The organism is Streptomyces sp. NPDC042364, assembly GCF_056437585.1.
In genome coordinates, this window is record NZ_JBWKAJ010000003.1 from 163,819 (window position 1) to 183,466 (window position 19,648).

At 72.1% G+C, this 19,648-nt stretch carries 17 protein-coding genes; 12 read left to right on the plus strand and 5 right to left on the minus strand.

The features are described from left to right. Window positions 1-110 precede the first annotated feature (110 nt). Entirely contained in the window at window positions 111-2,729 is a 2,619-nt protein-coding gene (pepN, locus tag AC067N_RS07275) for an aminopeptidase N (protein WP_478677913.1), read from the plus strand. A gap of 104 nt (window positions 2,730-2,833) precedes the next feature. On the opposite strand, the gene AC067N_RS07280 is transcribed toward pepN, so the two are convergent. After that, the gene (locus AC067N_RS07280) at window positions 2,834-3,769 is read right to left on the minus strand and encodes an EamA family transporter (RefSeq protein WP_478677914.1); all 936 of its coding nucleotides are present in this window, start codon (window positions 3,767-3,769) and stop codon (window positions 2,834-2,836) included. A 161-nt stretch (window positions 3,770-3,930) separates the two neighbouring features. On the opposite strand from AC067N_RS07280, the gene AC067N_RS07285 reads away from it, so the two are divergent. After that, the gene (locus AC067N_RS07285) at window positions 3,931-4,449 is read left to right on the plus strand and encodes a MarR family winged helix-turn-helix transcriptional regulator (RefSeq protein ID WP_478677915.1); all 519 of its coding nucleotides are present in this window, start codon (window positions 3,931-3,933) and stop codon (window positions 4,447-4,449) included. A 92-nt stretch (window positions 4,450-4,541) separates the two neighbouring features. Here the strand turns inward: AC067N_RS07285 and AC067N_RS07290 are convergent, their stop codons facing one another. The 3 genes from AC067N_RS07290 to AC067N_RS07300 form a co-directional block, all read right to left on the minus strand. Next, on the minus strand, window positions 4,542-4,793 hold the full coding sequence (locus AC067N_RS07290) for a hypothetical protein (RefSeq protein WP_478677916.1): 252 nt from the start codon (window positions 4,791-4,793) through the stop codon (window positions 4,542-4,544). Window positions 4,794-5,009: 216 nt separating this feature from the next. Beyond that, window positions 5,010-7,163, minus strand: coding sequence for a 4-alpha-glucanotransferase (malQ, locus tag AC067N_RS07295; RefSeq protein ID WP_478677917.1), 2,154 nt, complete (start codon window positions 7,161-7,163; stop codon window positions 5,010-5,012). Further along, window positions 7,164-7,400 (minus strand): hypothetical protein, encoded by a 237-nt coding sequence (locus tag AC067N_RS07300; RefSeq protein ID WP_478677918.1) that lies wholly within the window; start codon window positions 7,398-7,400, stop codon window positions 7,164-7,166. A 188-nt stretch (window positions 7,401-7,588) separates the two neighbouring features. Between AC067N_RS07300 and AC067N_RS07305 the strand changes: the two genes are divergently transcribed. The 3 genes from AC067N_RS07305 to AC067N_RS07315 are packed head-to-tail and all read left to right on the plus strand — an operon-like array spanning window position 7,589 to window position 10,190. Continuing rightward, window positions 7,589-8,122, plus strand: a complete 534-nt coding sequence (locus AC067N_RS07305) for a PadR family transcriptional regulator (RefSeq protein WP_478677919.1) — start codon at window positions 7,589-7,591, stop codon at window positions 8,120-8,122. After that, window positions 8,119-8,832, plus strand: coding sequence for an ABC transporter ATP-binding protein (locus AC067N_RS07310; protein WP_478677920.1), 714 nt, complete (start codon window positions 8,119-8,121; stop codon window positions 8,830-8,832). The genes AC067N_RS07305 and AC067N_RS07310 overlap by 4 nt, the downstream gene beginning before the upstream one ends. Further along, window positions 8,829-10,190, plus strand: a complete 1,362-nt coding sequence (locus AC067N_RS07315; protein WP_478677921.1) for an ABC transporter permease — start codon at window positions 8,829-8,831, stop codon at window positions 10,188-10,190. Before AC067N_RS07310 ends, AC067N_RS07315 begins: the two co-directional genes overlap by 4 nt. A gap of 193 nt (window positions 10,191-10,383) precedes the next feature. Here AC067N_RS07315 and AC067N_RS07320 read toward each other — a convergent pair whose 3' ends face one another. Beyond that, window positions 10,384-11,487 (minus strand): mechanosensitive ion channel family protein, encoded by a 1,104-nt coding sequence (locus AC067N_RS07320; protein ID WP_478677922.1) that lies wholly within the window; start codon window positions 11,485-11,487, stop codon window positions 10,384-10,386. A gap of 315 nt (window positions 11,488-11,802) precedes the next feature. Here AC067N_RS07320 and AC067N_RS07325 point away from each other — a divergent pair, with 315 nt between their 5' ends. From AC067N_RS07325 to AC067N_RS07355, 7 genes are all read left to right on the plus strand, one after another. Continuing rightward, a complete protein-coding gene (locus AC067N_RS07325) occupies window positions 11,803-12,339 on the plus strand; it encodes an HNH endonuclease (protein ID WP_055538384.1) in 537 nt (178 codons plus the stop codon). 250 nt (window positions 12,340-12,589) lie between these two features. Then, window positions 12,590-13,426 carry a hypothetical protein gene (locus AC067N_RS07330; RefSeq protein WP_478677923.1) on the plus strand — a complete coding sequence of 279 codons (837 nt, stop codon included), beginning with the start codon at window positions 12,590-12,592 and terminating at the stop codon, window positions 13,424-13,426. A 158-nt stretch (window positions 13,427-13,584) separates the two neighbouring features. Next, on the plus strand, window positions 13,585-14,808 hold the full coding sequence (locus AC067N_RS07335; protein WP_478677924.1) for an ROK family transcriptional regulator: 1,224 nt from the start codon (window positions 13,585-13,587) through the stop codon (window positions 14,806-14,808). Window positions 14,809-15,065: 257 nt separating this feature from the next. Beyond that, complete coding sequence (locus AC067N_RS07340) at window positions 15,066-16,403, plus strand: ABC transporter substrate-binding protein (RefSeq protein WP_478677925.1); 1,338 nt, start codon at window positions 15,066-15,068, stop codon at window positions 16,401-16,403. Between the two features lie 6 nt (window positions 16,404-16,409). Beyond that, complete coding sequence (locus AC067N_RS07345) at window positions 16,410-17,408, plus strand: carbohydrate ABC transporter permease (protein WP_478677926.1); 999 nt, start codon at window positions 16,410-16,412, stop codon at window positions 17,406-17,408. Further along, window positions 17,408-18,316, plus strand: a complete 909-nt coding sequence (locus tag AC067N_RS07350) for a carbohydrate ABC transporter permease (protein WP_478677927.1) — start codon at window positions 17,408-17,410, stop codon at window positions 18,314-18,316. The genes AC067N_RS07345 and AC067N_RS07350 overlap by 1 nt, the downstream gene beginning before the upstream one ends. 7 nt (window positions 18,317-18,323) lie before the next feature. Next, window positions 18,324-19,589 (plus strand): 6-phospho-beta-glucosidase, encoded by a 1,266-nt coding sequence (locus AC067N_RS07355; RefSeq protein WP_478677928.1) that lies wholly within the window; start codon window positions 18,324-18,326, stop codon window positions 19,587-19,589. Window positions 19,590-19,648 lie beyond the last annotated feature (59 nt).

The following is a 19,648-nucleotide window of genomic DNA, read 5'->3' on the forward strand; positions in this document are numbered from 1 at the left end:
CGGACGACCGGCGGTTTCCGGACCTGGTGGTGCCGGTGAACCTGGTCGTCGCCCAACTCCCCGTGCCGTGGAAGGATGACCGAACCCACACATAACGAGGAGATGACCGCGTGCCTGGCACAAACCTGACCCGCGAAGAGGCTCAGCAGCGGGCGGAGCTGCTCAGCGTTGACTCGTACGAGATCGAACTCGACCTCACCGGCGCGCAGGGTGGGGGCACCTCCCGCTCGAGCGAAGCCGAGAGTGGGGGAGGCACCTACCGGTCCGTGACCACGGTGCGCTTCGACGTCGCCCGGGGCGGCACGGAGACCTTCATCGACCTGGTGGCTCCGACGGTCCACGAGGTGACCCTGAACGGCGAGGCGCTCGACCCGGCGGAGGTCTTCGCGGACTCCCGGATCACGCTGCCCGGCCTGCTCGAAGGGCGCAACATCCTGCGGGTCGCGGCGGACTGCGCGTACACGAACACGGGTGAGGGTCTGCACCGGTTCGTCGACCCGGTCGACGACCAGGCGTACCTGTACACCCAGTTCGAGGTCCCGGACGCCCGCCGGGTGTTCGCGAGCTTCGAGCAGCCGGACCTGAAGGCCACCTTCCAGTTCACCGTGAAGGCGCCGAGCGGCTGGACCGTCATCTCCAACTCGCCGACGCCGGAGCCCAAGGACGACGTCTGGGTCTTCGAGCCGACGCCCCGTATCTCCACGTACATCACGGCGCTGATCGTCGGCCCGTACCACTCGGTGCACAGCGTGTACGAGAAGGACGGGCAGAGCGTGCCGCTGGGCATCTACTGCCGGCCGTCGCTGGCCGAGTACCTCGACTCGGACCACATCTTCGACGTGACCCGGCAGGGCTTCGAGTGGTTCCAGGAGAAGTTCGACTACGCGTACCCGTTCAAGAAGTACGACCAGCTGTTCGTACCGGAGTTCAACGCGGGCGCGATGGAGAACGCGGGCGCGGTCACCATCCGCGACCAGTACGTGTTCCGGTCGAAGGTGACGGACGCGGCGTACGAGATGCGCGCCGAGACCATCCTGCACGAGCTGGCCCACATGTGGTTCGGCGACCTCGTGACGATGGAGTGGTGGAACGACCTGTGGCTGAACGAGTCGTTCGCCACGTACACGTCGATCGCCTGCCAGGCGGCCCACCCCGAGTCGCGCTGGCCGCAGGCCTGGACGTCCTTCGCCAACTCCATGAAGACCTGGGCGTACCGGCAGGACCAGCTGCCGTCCACGCACCCGATCATGGCGGAGATCCGCGACCTGGACGACGTCCTCGTCAACTTCGACGGCATCACGTACGCCAAGGGCGCGTCCGTGCTGAAGCAGCTCGTCGCGTACGTCGGCGAGGAGGAGTTCTTCCGGGGCGTGCAGGCGTACTTCAAGAGCCACGCCTACGGCAACACGCGTCTGTCGGACCTGCTCGGCGCCCTGGAGGAGACCTCCGGCCGCGATCTCAAGACCTGGTCGAAGCAGTGGCTGGAGACGGCCGGCATCAACATCCTCCGCCCGGAGGTCGAGACGGACGAGGACGGCGTCATCACCTCCTTCGCGATCCGCCAGGAGGCCCCCGCGCTGCCGGCCGGCGCGAAGGGCGAGCCGACGCTGCGGCCGCACCGCATCGCGGTCGGCCTGTACGAACTCGACGAGGCCGGCGGCAAGCTGGTCCGCGACGAGCGGGTCGAGCTGGACGTGGACGGCGAACTGACGGCCGTGCCGCAGCTGGTGGGCAAGCGCCGCCCGGCGGTCGTCCTCCTCAACGACGACGACCTGTCGTACGCCAAGGTGCGCCTGGACGAGCAGTCCCTCGCCTTCGTCACCGAGCACCTGGGCGACTTCGCGTCCTCCCTCCCCCGCGCCCTGTGCTGGGCCTCGGCCTGGGACATGACCCGCGACGCCGAGCTGGCCGCCCGCGACTACCTCTCCCTGGTCCTGTCCGGCATCGGCAAGGAGTCGGACATCGGTGTCGTCCAGTCGCTGCACCGCCAGGTGAAGCTGGCGATCGACCTGTACGCGGACCCCGCGGGCCGTGAGGCGCTGCTGACCCGCTGGACGGACGCGACCCTCGCCCATCTGCGGGCCGCGGAGCCGGCCTCCGACCACCAGCTCGCCTGGGCCCGCGCGTTCGCCGCGACCGCCCGCACCCCCGAGCAGCTGGACCTCCTGGAGGCGCTGCTGGAGGGGACGCAGACGATCGAGGGGCTGGCCGTCGACACCGAGCTGCGCTGGTCGTTCGTCCAGCGGCTCGCGGCGGTGGGCCGCTACGACGAGACGGAGATCGCCGGCGAGTACGAGCGCGACAAGACCGCGGCCGGTGAACGACACGCGGCCGCGGCCCGCGCCTCCCGTCCGACCCCGGAGGCCAAGGCCGAGGCCTGGTCCCAGGTCATCGAGTCGGACAAGCTTCCGAACGCCCTCCAGGAGGCGGTCATCGGCGGCTTCGTCCAGACGGACCAGCGCGAGCTGCTCGCCCCGTACACGGACAAGTACTTCGAGGTCGTCAAGGACATCTGGGAGTCCCGCTCGCACGAGATCGCCCAGCAGGTCGCCATCGGCCTCTACCCGACGGTCCAGGTCTCGGACGAGACGCTCCGCAGGACGGACGCCTGGCTCACCTCGGCCGAGCCCAACGCGGCCCTGCGGCGCCTGGTCTCCGAGGCCCGCTCGGGCGTCGAGCGTGCCCTGAGGGCCCAGGCCGCGGACGCGGCGGCGGCCTCGGCGGAGTAACCGGCGGGGACGCGCTCCCCGGCGACACGTCGCGCGGCCCGTCGTACGGGAACAGGGGCGCCCGGTGGTCTCCACCGGGCGCCCCTGTCGTGCGCCGGGCCCCGTCAGGCCGTGCGGGCGGTGTCGCGCGCCAGGGGGGCCGGGTGGTCTCCGGGCTCCTCGGGCTTCGCCGGTCGCCGGTCCGTACCCGGCCGGAGCTGGCCGACGACGGTCGCGGCGAAGGCGATGGCCATCCCGAGGAGCTGGAGGGGGGTGAGGGCCTGGCCGAGGGCGGCCCAGCCGATGACGGCGGCGGTCAGCGGGGAGAGGGGGCCGAGGAAGGTGACCTGAGTGGCGGAGAGCCGGCCGATGCCGCGGAACCAGAGCCAGTAGGAGACGGCGGTGTTGGCGAGGGCGAGGTAGAGGTAGCCGCCGATCGCGCGGCCGTCCAGCGCGGGCGGCGCGCCCTCCACGAGGAGGGCGATCGGCGCGATGAGCAGGCCGCCGGCGGTCAGCTGCCAGCCGGTGAGGGCGAGCGGCCCCACCCCCTCGGGGCGGCCCCACCGCTTGGTGAGGACCACTCCCGCGGACATGGAGGCGGTCGAGCCGAGCGCCGCGATCACGCCGACCGGGTCGAGCGCCCCGGCCGCCTTCAGCACGACCAGACTGACGCCGAGCGCCGCGGCGATCCCGGTGAGCAGGGTCCGCGCGGTCGGCCGCTCGCCCAGCAGCAGGGCCGCGAGGCCGGCGACGAGCAGCGGCCCCACCGACCCGACCACCGCCGCCATACCGCCCGGCAGCCGGTACGCCGAGAGGAACAGCAGCGGGAAGAAGGCGCCGATGTTCAGCGCGCCCAGCACCGCCGCCTTCCCCCACCAGGCGCCGCGCGGCAGTGTCCGGGACAGCGCGAGGAGCAGCAGCCCGGCGGGGAGCGCCCGCATCAGCCCCGTGAACAGGGGCCGGTCGGCCGGCAGGAACTCCGTGGTGACCGCGTAGGTCGTGCCCCAGGAGATGGGTGCGAGGGCGGTCAGGGCTATGAGGGGAAGACGCTTCGCTGTCATGGGACACGCCCTTCGCGCTCGGCTGGGTGGGGGACGGTCGAGGCCACACGGCGACGGGAAGCATCGCCAGCATTACCTTGCTTGCGATTAGCTTAGCGCTAAGCAACTTTCCGTCAAGCCACTTTCTTGCGACCGACCGGCTCGCATCCGATACTCGGCCCATGACTGTGCGCCCCGAGCCCGAGATGTCCCCGCGCGACCCGGTCGACGCGATCGTCGACCAGTGGGCGGTCGTGCGCCCCGACCTCGACACCACCGCGATGGAGGTCTTCGGGCGCGTCTACCGGCTGTCGCGCACGCTGGGGGACCGCATGGACAAGGCGTACGCGCGGTTCGGCATCTCGCGCGGTGAGTTCGACGTGCTCGCGACGCTGCGCCGGTCCGGCGAGCCGTACACCCTCTCGCCCCGGCAGCTCTCGGGGACCCTGATGCTCACCACCGGCGGGATGACCGGACGCCTCGACAAACTCGAACGGGCGGGTCTGCTGCGCCGTTCACCCGACCCGCACGACCGCCGCGCCTTGCAGGTCACCCTCACGGACGAGGGCCTGCGCCTGGTCGACCAGGCGGTGGCGGCGGGGCTCGCCGTCCAGGCGGAGGCGCTCTCCCACCTGGACGAGGAACAGGCCGGTCAACTGTCCGACCTGCTGCGGCGGCTGGTCGTGGCCACGGGGTCCTGAGCGACGGGGCCGCCCGGAGACACGACGAGGGCACCCTCGGCGCACCGGTGTGCGGAGGGCGCCCTCGGCGGAACGCCGTCAGCGGGGGGCGGTCAGGCCTTCGCCTTGGCCTTGGGCTCGCGGTCCGTCGACCGGTCCAGGACCATCACCAGGCCGGCGATGACCGCGAACAGCACGATCGGCGCCACGACGAAGAGGCCGAGCGTCTCGATCACACTGAGGCCCGGACCCGGGTCGTCTCCGTCGTCGGGCGTCAGCGCGAGCGCGGGGGACGACATGAGCAGCATCATCAGCGTCGTACCGGCGGCCAGGGCGCCGGCGCGCAGGGCGTTCTTCTTGTCCACGGGGCCAACGTATCTAACGCGGGTGAGGTGTGCGCGGCCGGGGGTGCGGTTGCGGTGGGGGCCGGGCTTTCGGGTGCGGGTAGTGCTTTTCGATGAAGGGCGGGCCGCAGGCCCAGCCCTTCAGGGGCGCGGGGAACTGCGCGAGAAGCCACGACGCACCCGCACCCGCCGACGAGAGGCGCACCCCCGAGCTCCTGGGTGCCCCAGCCCCCTCCCCTACGCGCCCCGCAACACCTCCACCAGCGCATGCAGCCGAGGTGACCCCGCGAGGTCCTCCAGGGTCACCGGCCGGCCCGCCGCGTCGGCGATCGGCAGACGCCAGTTCGGATACTGGTCCCACGTGCCGGGCAGGTTCTGCGGCCGCCGGTCCCCGACCGCATCGGGGAGCCAGAGGCCGATCATCCGGGCCGGGGTCCGCAGCAGGAACCGGTGGACGGCCCGGATCTCGGCCTCCTCGGAGACCGCGGACAGGCCCCCGCTCGCCCCGTTCAGCAGGCCCAGCCTCCTCAGGACCGCCAGCCACTCGCTCGCGTCGGCGGCGGCCTCGGCCCGCTCCTCCGCCAGGGGGCGGGTCAGCAGGCCGAGCCGGTGGCGGAGGTCCACGTGCTCCCCGGTGAGCCGGGACGCGGTCGGCGGCAGGTCGTGCGTGGTGGCCGTGGCCAGGCAGTTCGCCCGCCACCGCTCGGGCGGGAGCGGGCGCCCGCCGCCCTCCCAGTCCCGCTCGAACCACAGCACCGACGTGCCCAGCACACCCCGCTCGTCGAGCGCCTCCCGTACGCCCGGCTCGACGGTGCCGAGGTCCTCTCCGATCACCAGCGCGCCGGCGCGCGCCGCCTCCAGCACCAGGATCGCGAGCATGGCGTCGGCGTCGTAGCGGACGTACGTGCCCTCCGTCGGCGGTCGGCCCTGCGGGACCCACCACAGCCGGAACAGGCCCATGACGTGGTCGATGCGCAGGGCGCCCGCGTGGCGCAGGAGGGCGCGCAGAAGGCGGCGGTAGGGGGCGTAGCCCGACTCGGCGAGGCGGTCGGGGCGCCAGGGCGGCAGGCCCCAGTCCTGGCCACGGGAGTTGAACGCGTCGGGGGGCGCGCCGATGGACATGCCGGCCGCGACGTACCGCTGCTGGGCCCAGGCGTCGGCCCCGCCGGGGTGGACGCCGACCGCGAGGTCGTGCACCAGGCCGATCGGCATGCCGGCGTCGCGCGCGGAGCGCTGCGCGGTGCCGAGCTGGGCGTCGGTGAGCCAGGCGAGCCGGGTGTGGAAGTCGACGCGGTCCATGAGCTCGGCGCGGGCCCGGGCGGTCTCGGCGGAGCGCGGGTCGCGCAGGCCCGCCGGCCACCGGTGCCAGTCGGAGCCGTACACCTCCGCGAGCGCGCACCAGGTGGCGTGGTCCTCCAGTGCCTCGCCCTCCTCGGCGAGGAAGTCCCAGTAGGCGGCCAGCCGACCGGGGCCGAGCGGGACGGCGCGCACCCGCTCCAGCGCCTCCCGCTTGAGCTCCCACACGGCGTCGCGGTCGATCAGCTCGCCTAGGTCGAGCACGGACTCGCGCAGCCGTGCCGCCCGCTCCGGCAGCGTGCGGAGGAGGTCGCCGTCGTCGGCGGCGAGGGCGTACGGGTACTCCGGGATGTCCTCGACGCGCAGATGGACCGGGTCGGGGTAGCGGCGGGAGGAGGGGCGGTACGGGGAGGGGTCGGTGGGGGCGCCGGGCACGGCCGCGTGCAGCGGGTTGACCTGGATGAATCCGGCGCCGAGGGCGCGTCCGGCCCAGGCCGTGAGTTCGGCGAGGTCACCGAGGTCGCCCATGCCCCAGCTGCGCCGGGAGAGCAGGGAGTAGAGCTGTACGAGGAGGCCGTGGGCGCGGCCGGGCGGGGCGGGGAGCCGGGGCGGCGCGACGACGAGGTGGGCCTCGGCGGCGCGGCCGTCCGGGGCGGTGGCGTGCAGGGCGTGCACACCGGGCCGCAGATCCTGGACGGCGGTCCGCACGTGCTCCTGTTCGATCTCGACGCGTTCGCCCTGCTCGGTCTCGACGCGCAGCCGGGTGCCGTCCGGGAGGGCGGTCAGGGCGGCGGGGGGCTCGCCGCCGCCCCAGTGCACCAGCGTCGGCGGCAGCAGGCGGGCGGCCAGCCACCGGTCGCGGTCCGCGAGGGCCGCTTCGACGGCCTCGGGTGTGCTCGCGTCCACGTCCAGCGCCGCGAGGGCGGCGACGACCGCGCCGTCCGAGGCGGCGACCGTGCGGTCCGGGGAGGGGCGGTAGGAGGTGGCGACCCCGTAAGACGCGGCGAGCCGCGCCAGCGGGGCCGTGTCCGACGGTTCCGCGAGGGCGCCGGACGCTGGTGGTTCTTCTCCCGGGTCGGCCGGGCGTGGTGGCATCTAGACCCCCGATGCGGCGCCGTTGGACGTTGGTTCGCTGGTGAGGGGTGCCGCGTCCGCGAGGGGCGGCTCGCTGGTCAGCGGCTCGGCGTTCGGCAGGGGCGGCTCGCTGGTCAGCGGCGCCTCGGCGCAGGGGCCCTCCGCGCTGAACACGCAGACATGGGGTTCGACGAGACGGTGGGGCTCGTGGATGCGTTTGGAGCGGGCCTGGGTCGGAAGGTGTACCGGTGCGGCCACGGCGGGCCTCCTTGTCGTCGTACGACGGTGGATGTGCGGGTCCGGGGTACTCCAGCCCTACCCAGTGGAGGCCGTCGCAGACGTGGGTGGGCGGACATCGTGGCCGGGGTCACGCCGAACGCCCTAGTGCGGGGCCCCGTCCGGCCCACTATTCACTCAGTACATGTACTCAGTGCATACTGATCTCCATGAGCACCCGTCACATCCTGTTGGGGCTGCTCGCCAGGGGGCCGAGCCATGGCTACGACCTGAAGCGACGGCACGACGAACGCTTCCCGCAGGCTCGTCCGCTGGCCTACGGCCAGGTCTACACGACCCTCCAGCGGCTGGTCCGCGACGGCCTCGCCGAGGTCGACGGCACGGAGGCGGACAGCGGCCCGGAGCGGACCGTGTACCGCTCGACTGGCGAGGGGGCGCGCGAGCTGGCCAGGTGGGCCGGTGAGATCGCGCCGCCCGTGCCGTTCGTGACGAACGAGATCTTCGCCAAGCTCGTCGTGTCGATCCTCGCCGACGGCGACCCGGCCGCGTATCTCCGGGCGCAGCGCACCGCCCACATGGAACGGATGCGCGAGCTGACCGCTGTGAAGACCGCGCCGTCGGCCGACCTCGCGAGCGTGCTCTCGGCGGACTACGCCCTCAACCATCTCGACGCCGATCTCCGCTGGATGAACACCACCGCGGCCCGGCTCACCAACCTGACCGCGGAGGTCGATCCGGCATGAGCGAGAACAACCCGGGCCCGGTGCCGCTCCTCGCGGCCCGCGGCCTCGTCAAGGCGCACGGCAGGACGCAGGCCCTGCGGGGCGCCTCGCTGGAACTGCGTGAGGGCGAGATCCTCGCCGTCACGGGGACCAGCGGAAGCGGCAAGTCCACGTTGCTGCACTGCCTGGCGGGGATCGCCCGGCCGGACGAGGGCTCGGTGGCGTACGCGGGGAAGCGGCTGGACCGGCTCCCGGAGAAGCAGCTCAGCGAGCTGCGCCGGACGGACTTCGGGATCGTCTTCCAGTTCGGGCAGCTGATCCCGGAGCTGACCGCCGTGGACAACGTGGCGCTGCCGCTGCTCCTGGCCGGCACCGCCCGCGGCGAGGCGCGGGCGCGGGCCGGTGAGTGGCTGGAGCGGTTCGGTGTACGCGGCCAGGAGGAGCAGCGGCCCGGCGAGCTGAGCGGCGGCCAGGCCCAGCGGGTGTCGCTGGCACGGGCCCTGGTGACGGGGCCGAGGGTGGTGTTCGCGGACGAGCCCACCGGGGCGCTGGACTCGCTGGCGAGCGAGCAGGTGATGGCCGCGCTGGTGCACACGGCCCGGGAGGCGGGTACGTCGGTGCTGCTGATCACGCACGACGCGCAGACCGCGGCGTACGCGGACCGCGAGGTCACGCTGGAGGACGGCGTCGTGGTCTCCGAGGCCGGGGCGCCGCTGGGGGTGTCGCGTTGAAGGCCCTCGCGAACGACGTCCGCCTCGCCGTCCTGCTGACGCGGGGCTCGGACCGCCGGGAGTGGTGGCGGGTGACCCTGACGGCGCTCGGAGCCGCGCTGGCGACGGGTCTCGGGCTGGCGGCGGCCGTGCTGGCCTCCCTCCAGGGGCGCTACCGGGTTCCGGTGACCGAGGGGCTGCTGAACAACCCCGGCGAGCGTTCCGGAGTGATCCTGACGCTGCTGCTCCTGCTGGTCCCGGTGCTCGGATTCCTCGGCCAGTGTGCCCGCGTGGGCGCCGTGCACCGGGACCGGCGGCTGGCGGGGCTGCGGCTGGCCGGGGCGTCGGCGGGGCAGGTGCGCCGGATCGCGGCGCTGGAGACCGGGATCGCCTGTCTGATCGGCTCGCTGGTCGTCACCGTCTTCTTCGTGCTGGCGCTGCTGCGCGAGTGGCGGAGCCCTTCCGCCCTCGCCTGGGCGGGGATCGTCCTGGTCTCGCTGGGCGTGCCCGTCGTGGGCGCACTGGTGAGCGTGCTGGCGCTGCGCCGTGTGGTGGCCTCCCCGCTGGGCTGGGTCCGGCGGGTGGGGCCGAGCACGGGCCGGGGCCCGCAGTGGGTGTTCCTGGGGGCGATGGCACTTCTGGTGCTCGTGGCGCTGGCCGCCGTCGCCTTCACCTACATGGACATGCCGGAGGACACCTTCAAGTCGGCACCGCTGACGTTGTTCGGTGCGCTGCTGACGGTGGGCGCGGGCGCGGTGCTGCTGTCGGGCGGGGTCTCGAAGCTCACCGGCAAGGTGCTCTCCGGCCGCACCGGGAACCCGGCGGTGCTGATCGCCGCCGAGCGGCTCCGCCAGGACCCCTGGTCGGCGGCCCGCACCCAGGCGGCGGTGATGATGGGGACCGTCGTCGGCAGCGGGTTCGTCGGGGTGCGCGCGGCGCTGCTCGCGCACATCGAGAAGTACGAGTATCTGTCGGAGCGGGACGATTTCTACATCACCGGCCTGAACCTCACCGCCGCCGCGATCGTCCTCGGCTTCGCCATCACCTTGCTCGCGCTGGCCGTGGGCACCGCCGAGTCGCTCGCCACCCGGCGCCGGGGTCTCGCCGCCCAGGTCGCCGCCGGGGTGCCGTACGAGGTGCTGGGGCGCGCGGTGCTCCTGGAGACGGCACTGCCGCTGGTGCCGTCGCTGCTGGTGGCCGGGGTCGGCGGCACGGGCATCGCCTTCGCCTACGCCATCGTCATGGGCGGCGCCTCGGTCCTGCCGTTCGGCGCGCTGCTCGTCCCCGTCGTGGTGTTCGGCGCCTGCCTGCTGGCGGCGGCCACGTCGCTGCCCCTGCTGCGCCGGTCGGTGCGGCCGGGCGAGCTGCGGTACGCGTAGCGGCAGAGGCCGCGGCGGAGACCGTGCGAGGGGCGGCCGTCGATGCGGTCCCGTCGCCCGCTCACGCCCTGGGAGGTACGGGGGTCCCCCCGGGGCGTGGCAAAGCAGTGGGGGCGCCCGGATTTCTCCGGGCGCCCCCACTGTCGTACACGAGCGGGCGCGGGCCGCCGGGCGACCGCGGCGCGTCGTGCGCCTACTTCGTCGGCACTCCCGACGGCGTGATCGGCGTGGCCCGCTCCGACTGGGGAGAGGCCGAGTTGGCGTACACCGACGGGGGCGAGACGGCGGCCGCAGGATCGTCGGCCGGGCCGTCCGGCTGTGCGGGTATGCCGCCGACGATGCGGATGTCGGCGGCGTCGAAGGCCTTCTTGATGCGCCAGCGCAGCTCGCGCTCGATGGTGAGGGCCTTGCCCGGCATGGTCTTGGCGGAGACGCGGACGACCATCGACTCCAGAAGCACGTCGTCCAGGCCGAGGACCTCGATCGGGCCCCACAGCAGCTCGTTCCAGGGCTCTTCCTTGCTCATCGCCTCGCCGACCTCCATGAGGGTGCGGCGGACCCGGTCGAGGTCCTCGTCGGCGCGGACCGTGACGTCGACGCCGGCGGTGGCCCAGCCCTGGGAGAGGTTGCCGATGCGCTTGACCTCGCCGTTGCGGACGTACCAGATCTCGCCGTTGTCGCCGCGGAGCTTGGTGACGCGCAGGCCGACCTCGATGACCTCGCCCGACGCGACGCCCGCGTCGACGGTGTCGCCGACGCCGTACTGGTCCTCCAGGATCATGAAGACGCCGGAGAGGAAGTCCGTGACCAGGTTGCGGGCACCGAAACCGATCGCGACGCCCGCGACACCGGCGGAGGCCAGCAGCGGGGCGAGGTTGATCTCGAAGGTGGCGAGCACCATCAGGGCGGCGGTGCCCAGGATCAGGAAGGACGCCACCGAGCGCAGCACCGAACCGATGGCCTGGGAGCGCTGGCGGCGGCGCTCGACGTTGACCAGCAGCCCGCCGAGGGTGGAGCCCTCGGCGGTCGGCACGGAGCGGTTCATCCGGTCGATGAGCTTGGTGATCGCCCGCCGGACCACCACTCTCAGCACCGCCGCTATCACCACGATCAGCAGCACGCGCAGACCGATGGCCAGCCATGTGGACCAGTTCTCCTCCACCCAGCTGGCGGCGTTGGTCGCGCTCTCCTGAGCGTCCTCCAGGGTGGGCACCGCGGGGGTCGTCGGCGTCTCCGAGGGGGACGGCGACGGCGATGCGGCGGCCGGTAGGAGGGGCAGGGACGAAACGGGCGACACGGCGGGTACCTCCAGGTGCGTTATCCGCCCCCCGGTACGGCGGTCAAGATCAATCAGGTCACGGATAGGTCACCGGAGGGGCAGACCCACCACACTAACGGGGCATTGTGTGGAGGTCGTAGCGACGTTCGAGGGAGACAGGGCGCTCACCAGGGAGTGAAGGGCGCACGCAGCGGGGGATGAATCCACGTGTGGTCGAAAACACTCCCAGCCCGTTACCGGGACATGGTGGCGCTTCCACCAGGCCGGAGGGGAGACTGACTACGGATCGTCCACGGCGCGAGCCACGCGCCGCCGGCGTACAAGGAGGCATCCGTGCCGCATGTCCTGGTCCTCAACGCGTCGTACGAGCCGCTCGGCGTCGTACCGCTCCGCCGCGCGCTCGTCCTCGTCCTGGAGAACAAGGCCGTCTCCTTGGAGGAATCCGGCGCCTTCATGCACAGCGCGACCGTCACAGTCCCCGCACCCAGCGTGGTCCGGCTCAAGCGATTCGTCCGGGTCCCCTATCGGGGGCCCGTTCCTCTGACCCGTCGGGCGCTGTTCGCGCGTGACGGGGGCCGGTGCATGTACTGCGGTGGCGTCGCAACCAGCGTCGACCACGTCATCCCGCGCAGCCGCGGGGGCAAGCACGTCTGGGACAACGTCGTCGCGTCATGCCGTCGCTGCAATCACGTCAAGGCCGACCGCCATCTCGTCGAGATCGGCTGGCGGCTGCGCCACAAACCGGCTCCGCCCACCGGCCTGGCCTGGCGCATCATCGGGACCGGCCACAGGGACCCGCGCTGGCTGCCCTACCTCCAGCCGTACGGCGCGGACGACGCTCTGGCCCGGATCGACGGCATCTCCGCCTGACGGTCCGGGCCTTCGCATCGCCGGACGCCCCCGCCGGACAGCCGGCCGAGGGGCGTCCGGCGCGCGGATGCCGCCACCCCTTCCGGAACGCCCGCGTCCGCGTCCGCGTCCGCCTGACCGGGCGTTCCACCCCCGTCTTCACAGGTATCCCGCATTCCCCACGTATCGGTGATCGTTTAGTGTCACCCCAACGGCGGACCCTTGTTCTGGAGCGCAACGCCCGGGGGTCCGCTCCGATTGTGGGGAATTCATGCGAAAGCTCGCCATAGGTGCCGTCGTTTCCGGCGCCCTGGCTCTCACCGGCCTCGCCGCGCCCGCCGCCCTGGCCGACTCGCCGGACCTGAGCTTCGGCGCCGTCACGGTGAACAACGGCAAGCCGATCGTGGTCGGCACGCAGGACACGGTGACCGTCCCGGTCGCGTACAGCTTCACCCGCCCGTCGGACCTCGTCATCGACTACGAGAAGAACTTCCTGGGCATCGCCCTGTACCGGGGCCGGCTCGCGAGCCCCGCGAACGGGCTGGACGGCTCCGCGAAGCAGCCCGTCTGCACCACCACGGCGACGACGGAGACCACGGTGACGCAGTCCTGCGCGACCAAGGTCACCATCGACCCGCGCGAGAGCCTGATGAGCGCCGCGGACGCCACCACCTGGAAGGTCGCCGCCGTCTACGGCCACACGTCCGTCGACGAGGACGACTCCGACGACCACATCAGCTTCGAGAACGGCTTCGACGTCTGGGGCAACCTCGGCACCGCCAAGCTCCAGCGCGCCGCCAGGCTCACCGTGAACGCCGCCCCGGAGCCGGTCGCCAAGGGCGGGACCCTGACCGTCAAGGGAGCCCTGACCCGCGCGAACTGGGAGACCGGAAGCTACACGGGCTACCGGGACCAGAAGGTGACGCTCCAGTTCAAGGCGAAGGGCGCGACCGCCTACACCGACGTGAAGACGGTGACCTCCGGCACCGGTGGCGCCCTGTCCACCACGGTCAGGGCCGCGAAGGACGGCTCCTACCGCTACACGTTCGCGGGCACGTCGACGACCGCGGCCAAGACGTCCGCCGGCGACTACGTCGACGTGCGGTAACCCCCGTCCCGCGTCGCGGGCACCGCCCCCGGGCAGCAACGACTCCGTTGCCCGGGGGCCCTTTTTCTTCCGGCCCCCATTGACTCCCCCCTGGTCTAGTCCTATCTTCCTGACATCCGATAGGAAACCTTCCTAATAGTTCGGCGGTGACGCTCCCCATGGCTGGAACCCCTCGCGTACTGCGCGCCATGAACGACCGCGCCGCGCTCGACCTGCTGCTGGAGCACGGGCCACTGTCGCGGACCCGGATCGGCAGGCTCACCGGGCTGTCGAAGCCCACCGCCTCGCAGCTCCTCGCCCGACTGGAGGCCGCCGGGCTGGTCATCGCCACCGGCACCGACGGCCCCGGCGACAGCGCCTCCGGCGCGGGCCGGCCCGGACCCAGCGCCCAGCTGTACGCGGTCAACCCGACCGCCGCGTACGCCGCCGGCCTCGACGTCACCCCCGAGCGCGTCCTCGCCGCCGTCGCCGACATCACCGGCCGCACGGTGAGCGAGCACGCCGTCCCCACCCCCGGACGGCGCCCGGCCGAGCCCGTCGTACGCCAGGTCACCGCCGCGCTCGACGGGGCGGTCAAGGCCGCCGGGCTCGTGCGATCCGACGTGCGCCGCCTGGTCATCGGCACGCCCGGCGCGTTCGACCCCACCACCGGTCGGCTGCGCTACGCCTCGCACCTGCCGGGCTGGCACTCCCCCGCACTGCTCGACGACATCGCCGCCGCGCTCCCGATGCCGGTGGAGTACGAGAACGACGTCAACCTCGTCGCACTCGCCGAACAACGGCTGGGCGCGGCCAGGGGCCACGACGACTTCGTCCTGCTGTGGAACGAGGGCGGCATCGGCGCGGCGGTCGTCCTCGGCGGACGGCTGCACCGCGGGTTCACCGGCGGTGCCGGGGAGGTGGGCTTCCTGCCCGTTCCCGGAGTGCCGCTGGTCCGCCATGTCACCAAGGCGAACAGCGGGGGCTTCCAGGAGCTCGCCGGTTCGCAGGTCATCCCCCGGCTCGCCCGGGAGCTGGGCATCACGCCGGTGCCGGACGGGTCGTACGCCGAGGTCGCGGCGGAACTCGTGGGACGGGCCGCCGACGTGGACTCCGGTCCGCACCGGCGGCTTCTGGCCACGTACGCGACACGCGTCGCGACCGGGCTGGCCTCAGTGGTGTCCGTGCTCGACCCCGAGCTGATCGTCCTGAGCGGCTCGGCGCTCACCTCCGGCGGGGAGCGCCTGCGCGCCCTCGTCCAGGGCGAGCTGGGCGAACTCGCCGCGTCCCGGCCGCGGCTCGTCCTCGGTGACGTGCTCGAACGTCCCGTGCTGCGGGGGGCGTTGGAGAGTGCGCTCGCCACCACTCGGGACGAGGTCTTCGACACGTTGACGCTCCGCTGAATACACCGGCCCCCGAGGCCACCCGACAGCTACCGGCCGGCCCCGAGGCCCCCGACAGCCACGGGCCGACCCCGAGGCCGTCCGACGGCTGAGGGCTCGCCGCCGGTCGCACCGTGCGGCGGGGCCGCACATCCCCGCAGCCCCGCGCCCCCTCACAGCCCGCGTCCCCGCAGGGACTCCCGGCCCGCTCCTCCCTTCCCTTCCCCTCTCTCCCACCTCCCTTCCCCTCGCCCACTCCTTCCTCAGGAGGCCCCTCCATGCCCGGAATATCCAAGAACGCGGCGATCGCTCTCGCCACCTCCGCCTCCCTCGCCCTGCTCGCCACCGCCTGCACCGGGCAGTCCCCGGCCGGCGCGAACGACGACCCCGACGCCAGGACGACGATCACCTTCTGGCACGGCTGGAGCGCGCCCGCCGAGGTCAAGGCGATCCAGCAGAACGTGGACCGGTTCGAGAAGGCGCACCCGAACATCACCGTCAAGGTCGTCGGGAACATCAACGACGACAAGCTCAACCAGGCGCTGCGGGCGGGCGGTTCGAACGGGCCGGACGTGGTGTCGTCGTTCACCACGTCCAACGTCGGCAAGTTCTGCTCGTCCGGCGCGTTCCTCGATCTGAAGCCGTTCATCGAGAAGTCGAAGCTCGACCTCGACAAGATCATCCCGAAACCGATGCTGGACTACACGCAGTTCGAGGGCACCCGGTGCGCCCTGCCGCTGCTGGGTGACGCCTACGGGCTCTACTACAACAAGGACGCGTTCGAGAAGGCGGGCATCACGTCGCCGCCGAAGACCTGGTCGGAGTTCGCGAAGGTCGCCAAGAAGCTGACCAGGCCCGAGGGCGACGGCTACGCGCAGCTCGGTTTCATGCCGAACTACCACGGCTACGAGACGGTCGTGGACCACTACATGTCCCAGTGGGACCACGCCTACTTCGACGCGGACGGCAAGTCGAACATCGCCAGGGACCCGGCGTTCGCGGAGATGTTCACGTACCAGAAGAGCCTGGTGGACTCGCTGGGCGGCTTCGCGAAGCTGGAGAAGTACCGCAACACCTTCGGCGACGAGTGGGGCGCCAAGCACCCCTTCCAGACCGGGCAGGTGGCCATGCAGCTGGACGGTGAGTGGCGGCTCGGAATGGCCGAGGCCGCCGGGGTGGACTTCGAGATCGGCACCGCGCCCCTGCCGGTGGCGGACGACGAGGTCGACGAGTACGGCAAGGGCTTCCTCTCCGGCACGATCATCGGCATCGCCCCGCAGAGCCGGAGGCAGAACGCGGCCTGGGAGCTGGTGAAGTACCTGACGACGGACACCGAGGCCGTGGTCTCCTTCGCCAACGCCATCCACAACGTGCCCTCCACCTACGCGGCGCTGAAGTCGCCGGAGCTGAAGGCGGACCCGGGCTTCAGGACGTTCCTGGACATCGCCCGGCACCCGGAGTCGAACACGCCGCCGGCCTCCGTCAACGGCTCGACGTACCAGACCACGCTGCAGGACTTCGGCTACCGGTACGAGTCCGGCAAGGTGAAGGACCTCCAGGAGGGGCTGGAGAAGACCGCCGAGCAGATCGACACCGACATCGAGCAGGCGAAGTAGCCTCCGATGGCCACGCACACGCCCGCCCACACGCCCCGCCGCACCCCCGCGCACACCCCGCACGCGTCCACACGCACGCTCCGCGCGAAGCACCGCAGGTCGGCGCTTCGGACGGTGGCCTTCCTGTCACCTTGGCTGATCGGGTTCGGTGTCTTCTTCGCCTATCCGCTGGTGTCCACCGTGTACTTCTCGCTGATGAGGTACGACGGTTTCGGGACGCCCGTCTTCCGCGGCCCGGGCAACTGGGCCTACGTCTTCGCGGACTACCCCCTCTTCTGGCCGGCCCTGCGCAACACGCTCTGGCTGGTGCTGGTGATGGTGACCTGCCGGGTGGTGTTCGGCCTCGGCGTCGGCCTCCTCATCACGAGGATCAGGACCGCCACGGGCGTCTTCCGGACCCTCTTCTATCTGCCCTACCTCGCTCCGCCGGTCGCGGCGACGCTGGCCTTCGTCTTCCTGCTCAACCCGGGCACGGGGCCGGTCAACTCCCTTCTCGACGGGCTCGGGCTGCCGACGCCGGGCTGGTTCACCGACCCCGCCTGGTCCAAGCCGGCGCTCACCGCGCTCGCGCTGTGGGGGGTCGGCGACCTCATGGTCGTCTTCATGGCCGCCCTGCTCGACGTGCCGAAGGAGCAGTACGAGGCCGCCGAGCTGGACGGGACCTCGGCGTGGCAGCGGTTCCGGTACGTGACGCTGCCGAACATCTCGCCGATCGTGATGTTCGCCGTGGTCACGGGCGTGATCCAGACCATGCAGTACTACACGCAGCCGCTGGTGGCCGGGAAGGTGGCCTCCGGGATCATCGGCGGCTCCGGGCAGCAGTTCGAGCCGGGTTACCCCGACAAGTCGACGCTGACCCTGCCCCAGCTCGTCTACAACCTCGGGTTCCAGCGCTTCGACTACGGCGCCGCCTGTGTGGTCGCGCTGGTGCTGTTCGCGCTGTCCATAGCGTTCACCGCGCTGCTGATGCGGCGCCGGGGCGGACTGATCGGAGCGGCCGACTGATGTCCCGGGTACTCGACAAGCCCGTCCGCGTGGACGCGTCCACGACCAGGTCCCAGGGCACCGGGAGCGAACGCGGGGCCCGCCGCCGGGCGATGCTGGAGTGGATCGCCGTGCACTCGCTCGGCGTCGCCGCCGCGCTCTTCTTCACCCTGCCCTTCGTGTTCGTCGTCCTGACGTCGCTGATGAGCGACCAGCAGGCGCTCACCCGGGATCTCGTCCCGGACACCTGGGAGTGGGGCAACTACCGGCAGGTCCTCGGCACCCCCGGCTTTCTGACCTTGTGGCGGAACACCCTGGTCTACGCGGGCCTCGGCACCGTCCTCACCGTCGTGTCGTCCGTCCCCGTGGCGTACGCGCTCGCCAAGTTCCGCTTCCGGGGCCGCGGTCTGGCGCTGATGCTGGTCATCTCGATGATGATGCTGCCGCCGCAGGTGGTCGTGATCCCCATGTACCTGTTCTGGGCCAGGCAGCTCGACCTGTCGGGGTCGCTCTGGCCGCTGATCATCCCGATGGCGTTCGGGGACGCGTTCTCCATCTTCCTGCTGCGGCAGTTCCTGACGACAATCCCGAACGAGTACCTGGACGCGGCCCGGGTGGACGGCTGCGGCGAGCTGCGGACCCTGCTGCGGGTCGTCCTGCCGATGGCCAGACCGGGCATCGCGGCCGTGGCCCTCTTCCAGTTCTTCTACGCCTGGAACGACTACTTCGGCCCGCAGATCTACGCCTCCGAGAACCCCGCCGCCTGGACCCTGTCCTACGGCCTGGAGTCCTTCAAGGGCGCGCACCACACCGACTGGAACCTGACCATGGCCGCGACCGTCCTGGTCATGGCCCCCGTGATCCTCGTGTTCTTCTTCGCCCAGAAGGCGTTCGTCGAGGGCGTCACCCTGACCGGAGTAAAGGGTTGATACGCATATGAAGCTCACTGTGGTCGGCGGAGGGTCGACCTACACACCCGAACTCGTGGACGGGTTCGCCCGGCTCCGGGACACCCTGCCGATCGAGGAGCTGGTGCTCGTCGACCCGGCCGAGGAGCGCCTGGAGCTGGTGGGCGGCCTGGCCCGCCGGATCTTCGCCCGTCAGGGGCACGGCGGCCGGATCGTGACGACCGCCGACCTGGACCGGGGGGTGGAGGGCGCCGACGCCGTCCTGCTCCAGCTCCGGGTGGGCGGGCAGGCCGCCCGCGAACGGGACGAGACCTGGCCGCTGGAGTGCGGTTGCGTCGGCCAGGAGACCACCGGCGCCGGCGGCCTCGCCAAGGCGCTGCGCACGGTCCCGGTCGTCCTGGACATCGCCGAACGGGTCCGCCGCACCAACCCGGCCGCCTGGATCATCGACTTCACCAACCCCGTGGGCATCGTGACCCGCGCCCTGCTCCGCGCCGGGCACAGGGCGGTCGGACTGTGCAACGTGGCGATCGGACTCCAGCGGAAGTTCGCCGCGTACCTGGGCGTCGCCCCGGCCGCCGTCCGTCTGGACCACGTGGGCCTCAACCACCTCACCTGGGAGACCGGTGTACGGCTCGGCGGGCCCTCGGGCGAGGACGTCCTCCCGAAGCTGCTGAGCGACCACGGCGACGCCATCGCCGCCGACCTCCGCCTCCCCCGCCCCCTCCTCGACCGCCTCGGCGTCGTCCCCTCCTACTACCTGCGCTACTACTACGCCCACGACGAGGTCGTGCGGGAGCTGCGCACGAAGCCGTCGCGCGCCGCCGAAGTAGCGGACATGGAGCGCCGGTTGCTCGGCATGTACGCCGACCCGGCCCTCGACGAGAAGCCGGCGCTGCTCGCGAAGCGCGGCGGCGCGTACTACTCGGAGGCCGCGGTGGACCTGGCGGCGGGCCTGCTGGGCGGGAGCGGCAGCCCGTACCAGGTGGTGAACACGTACAACTCCGGGACGCTGCCCTTCCTCCCCGCCGACGCGGTGATCGAGGTCCAGGCGGCCGTGGGCCCGATGGGCGTCGCCCCACTGCCCGTCCCGCCCGTGGACCCGCTGTTCGCCGGCCTGATGGCGAACGTGACCGCGTACGAGGACCTGGCCCTCGACGCGGCCCTGCTCGGCGGCCGCGACCGTGTCTTCCGCGCGCTGCTGGCCCACCCCCTGATCGGCCAGTACGCCTACGCCGACACCCTCACCGACCGGCTGATCGCGCACAACAGGGAGCACCTCGCGTGGGCGTGAGCGACGGAGGAGCGGGGGGCGGGGCGGACGCGGGCCCGGGCGCTGTCGCGAGCGCGGTC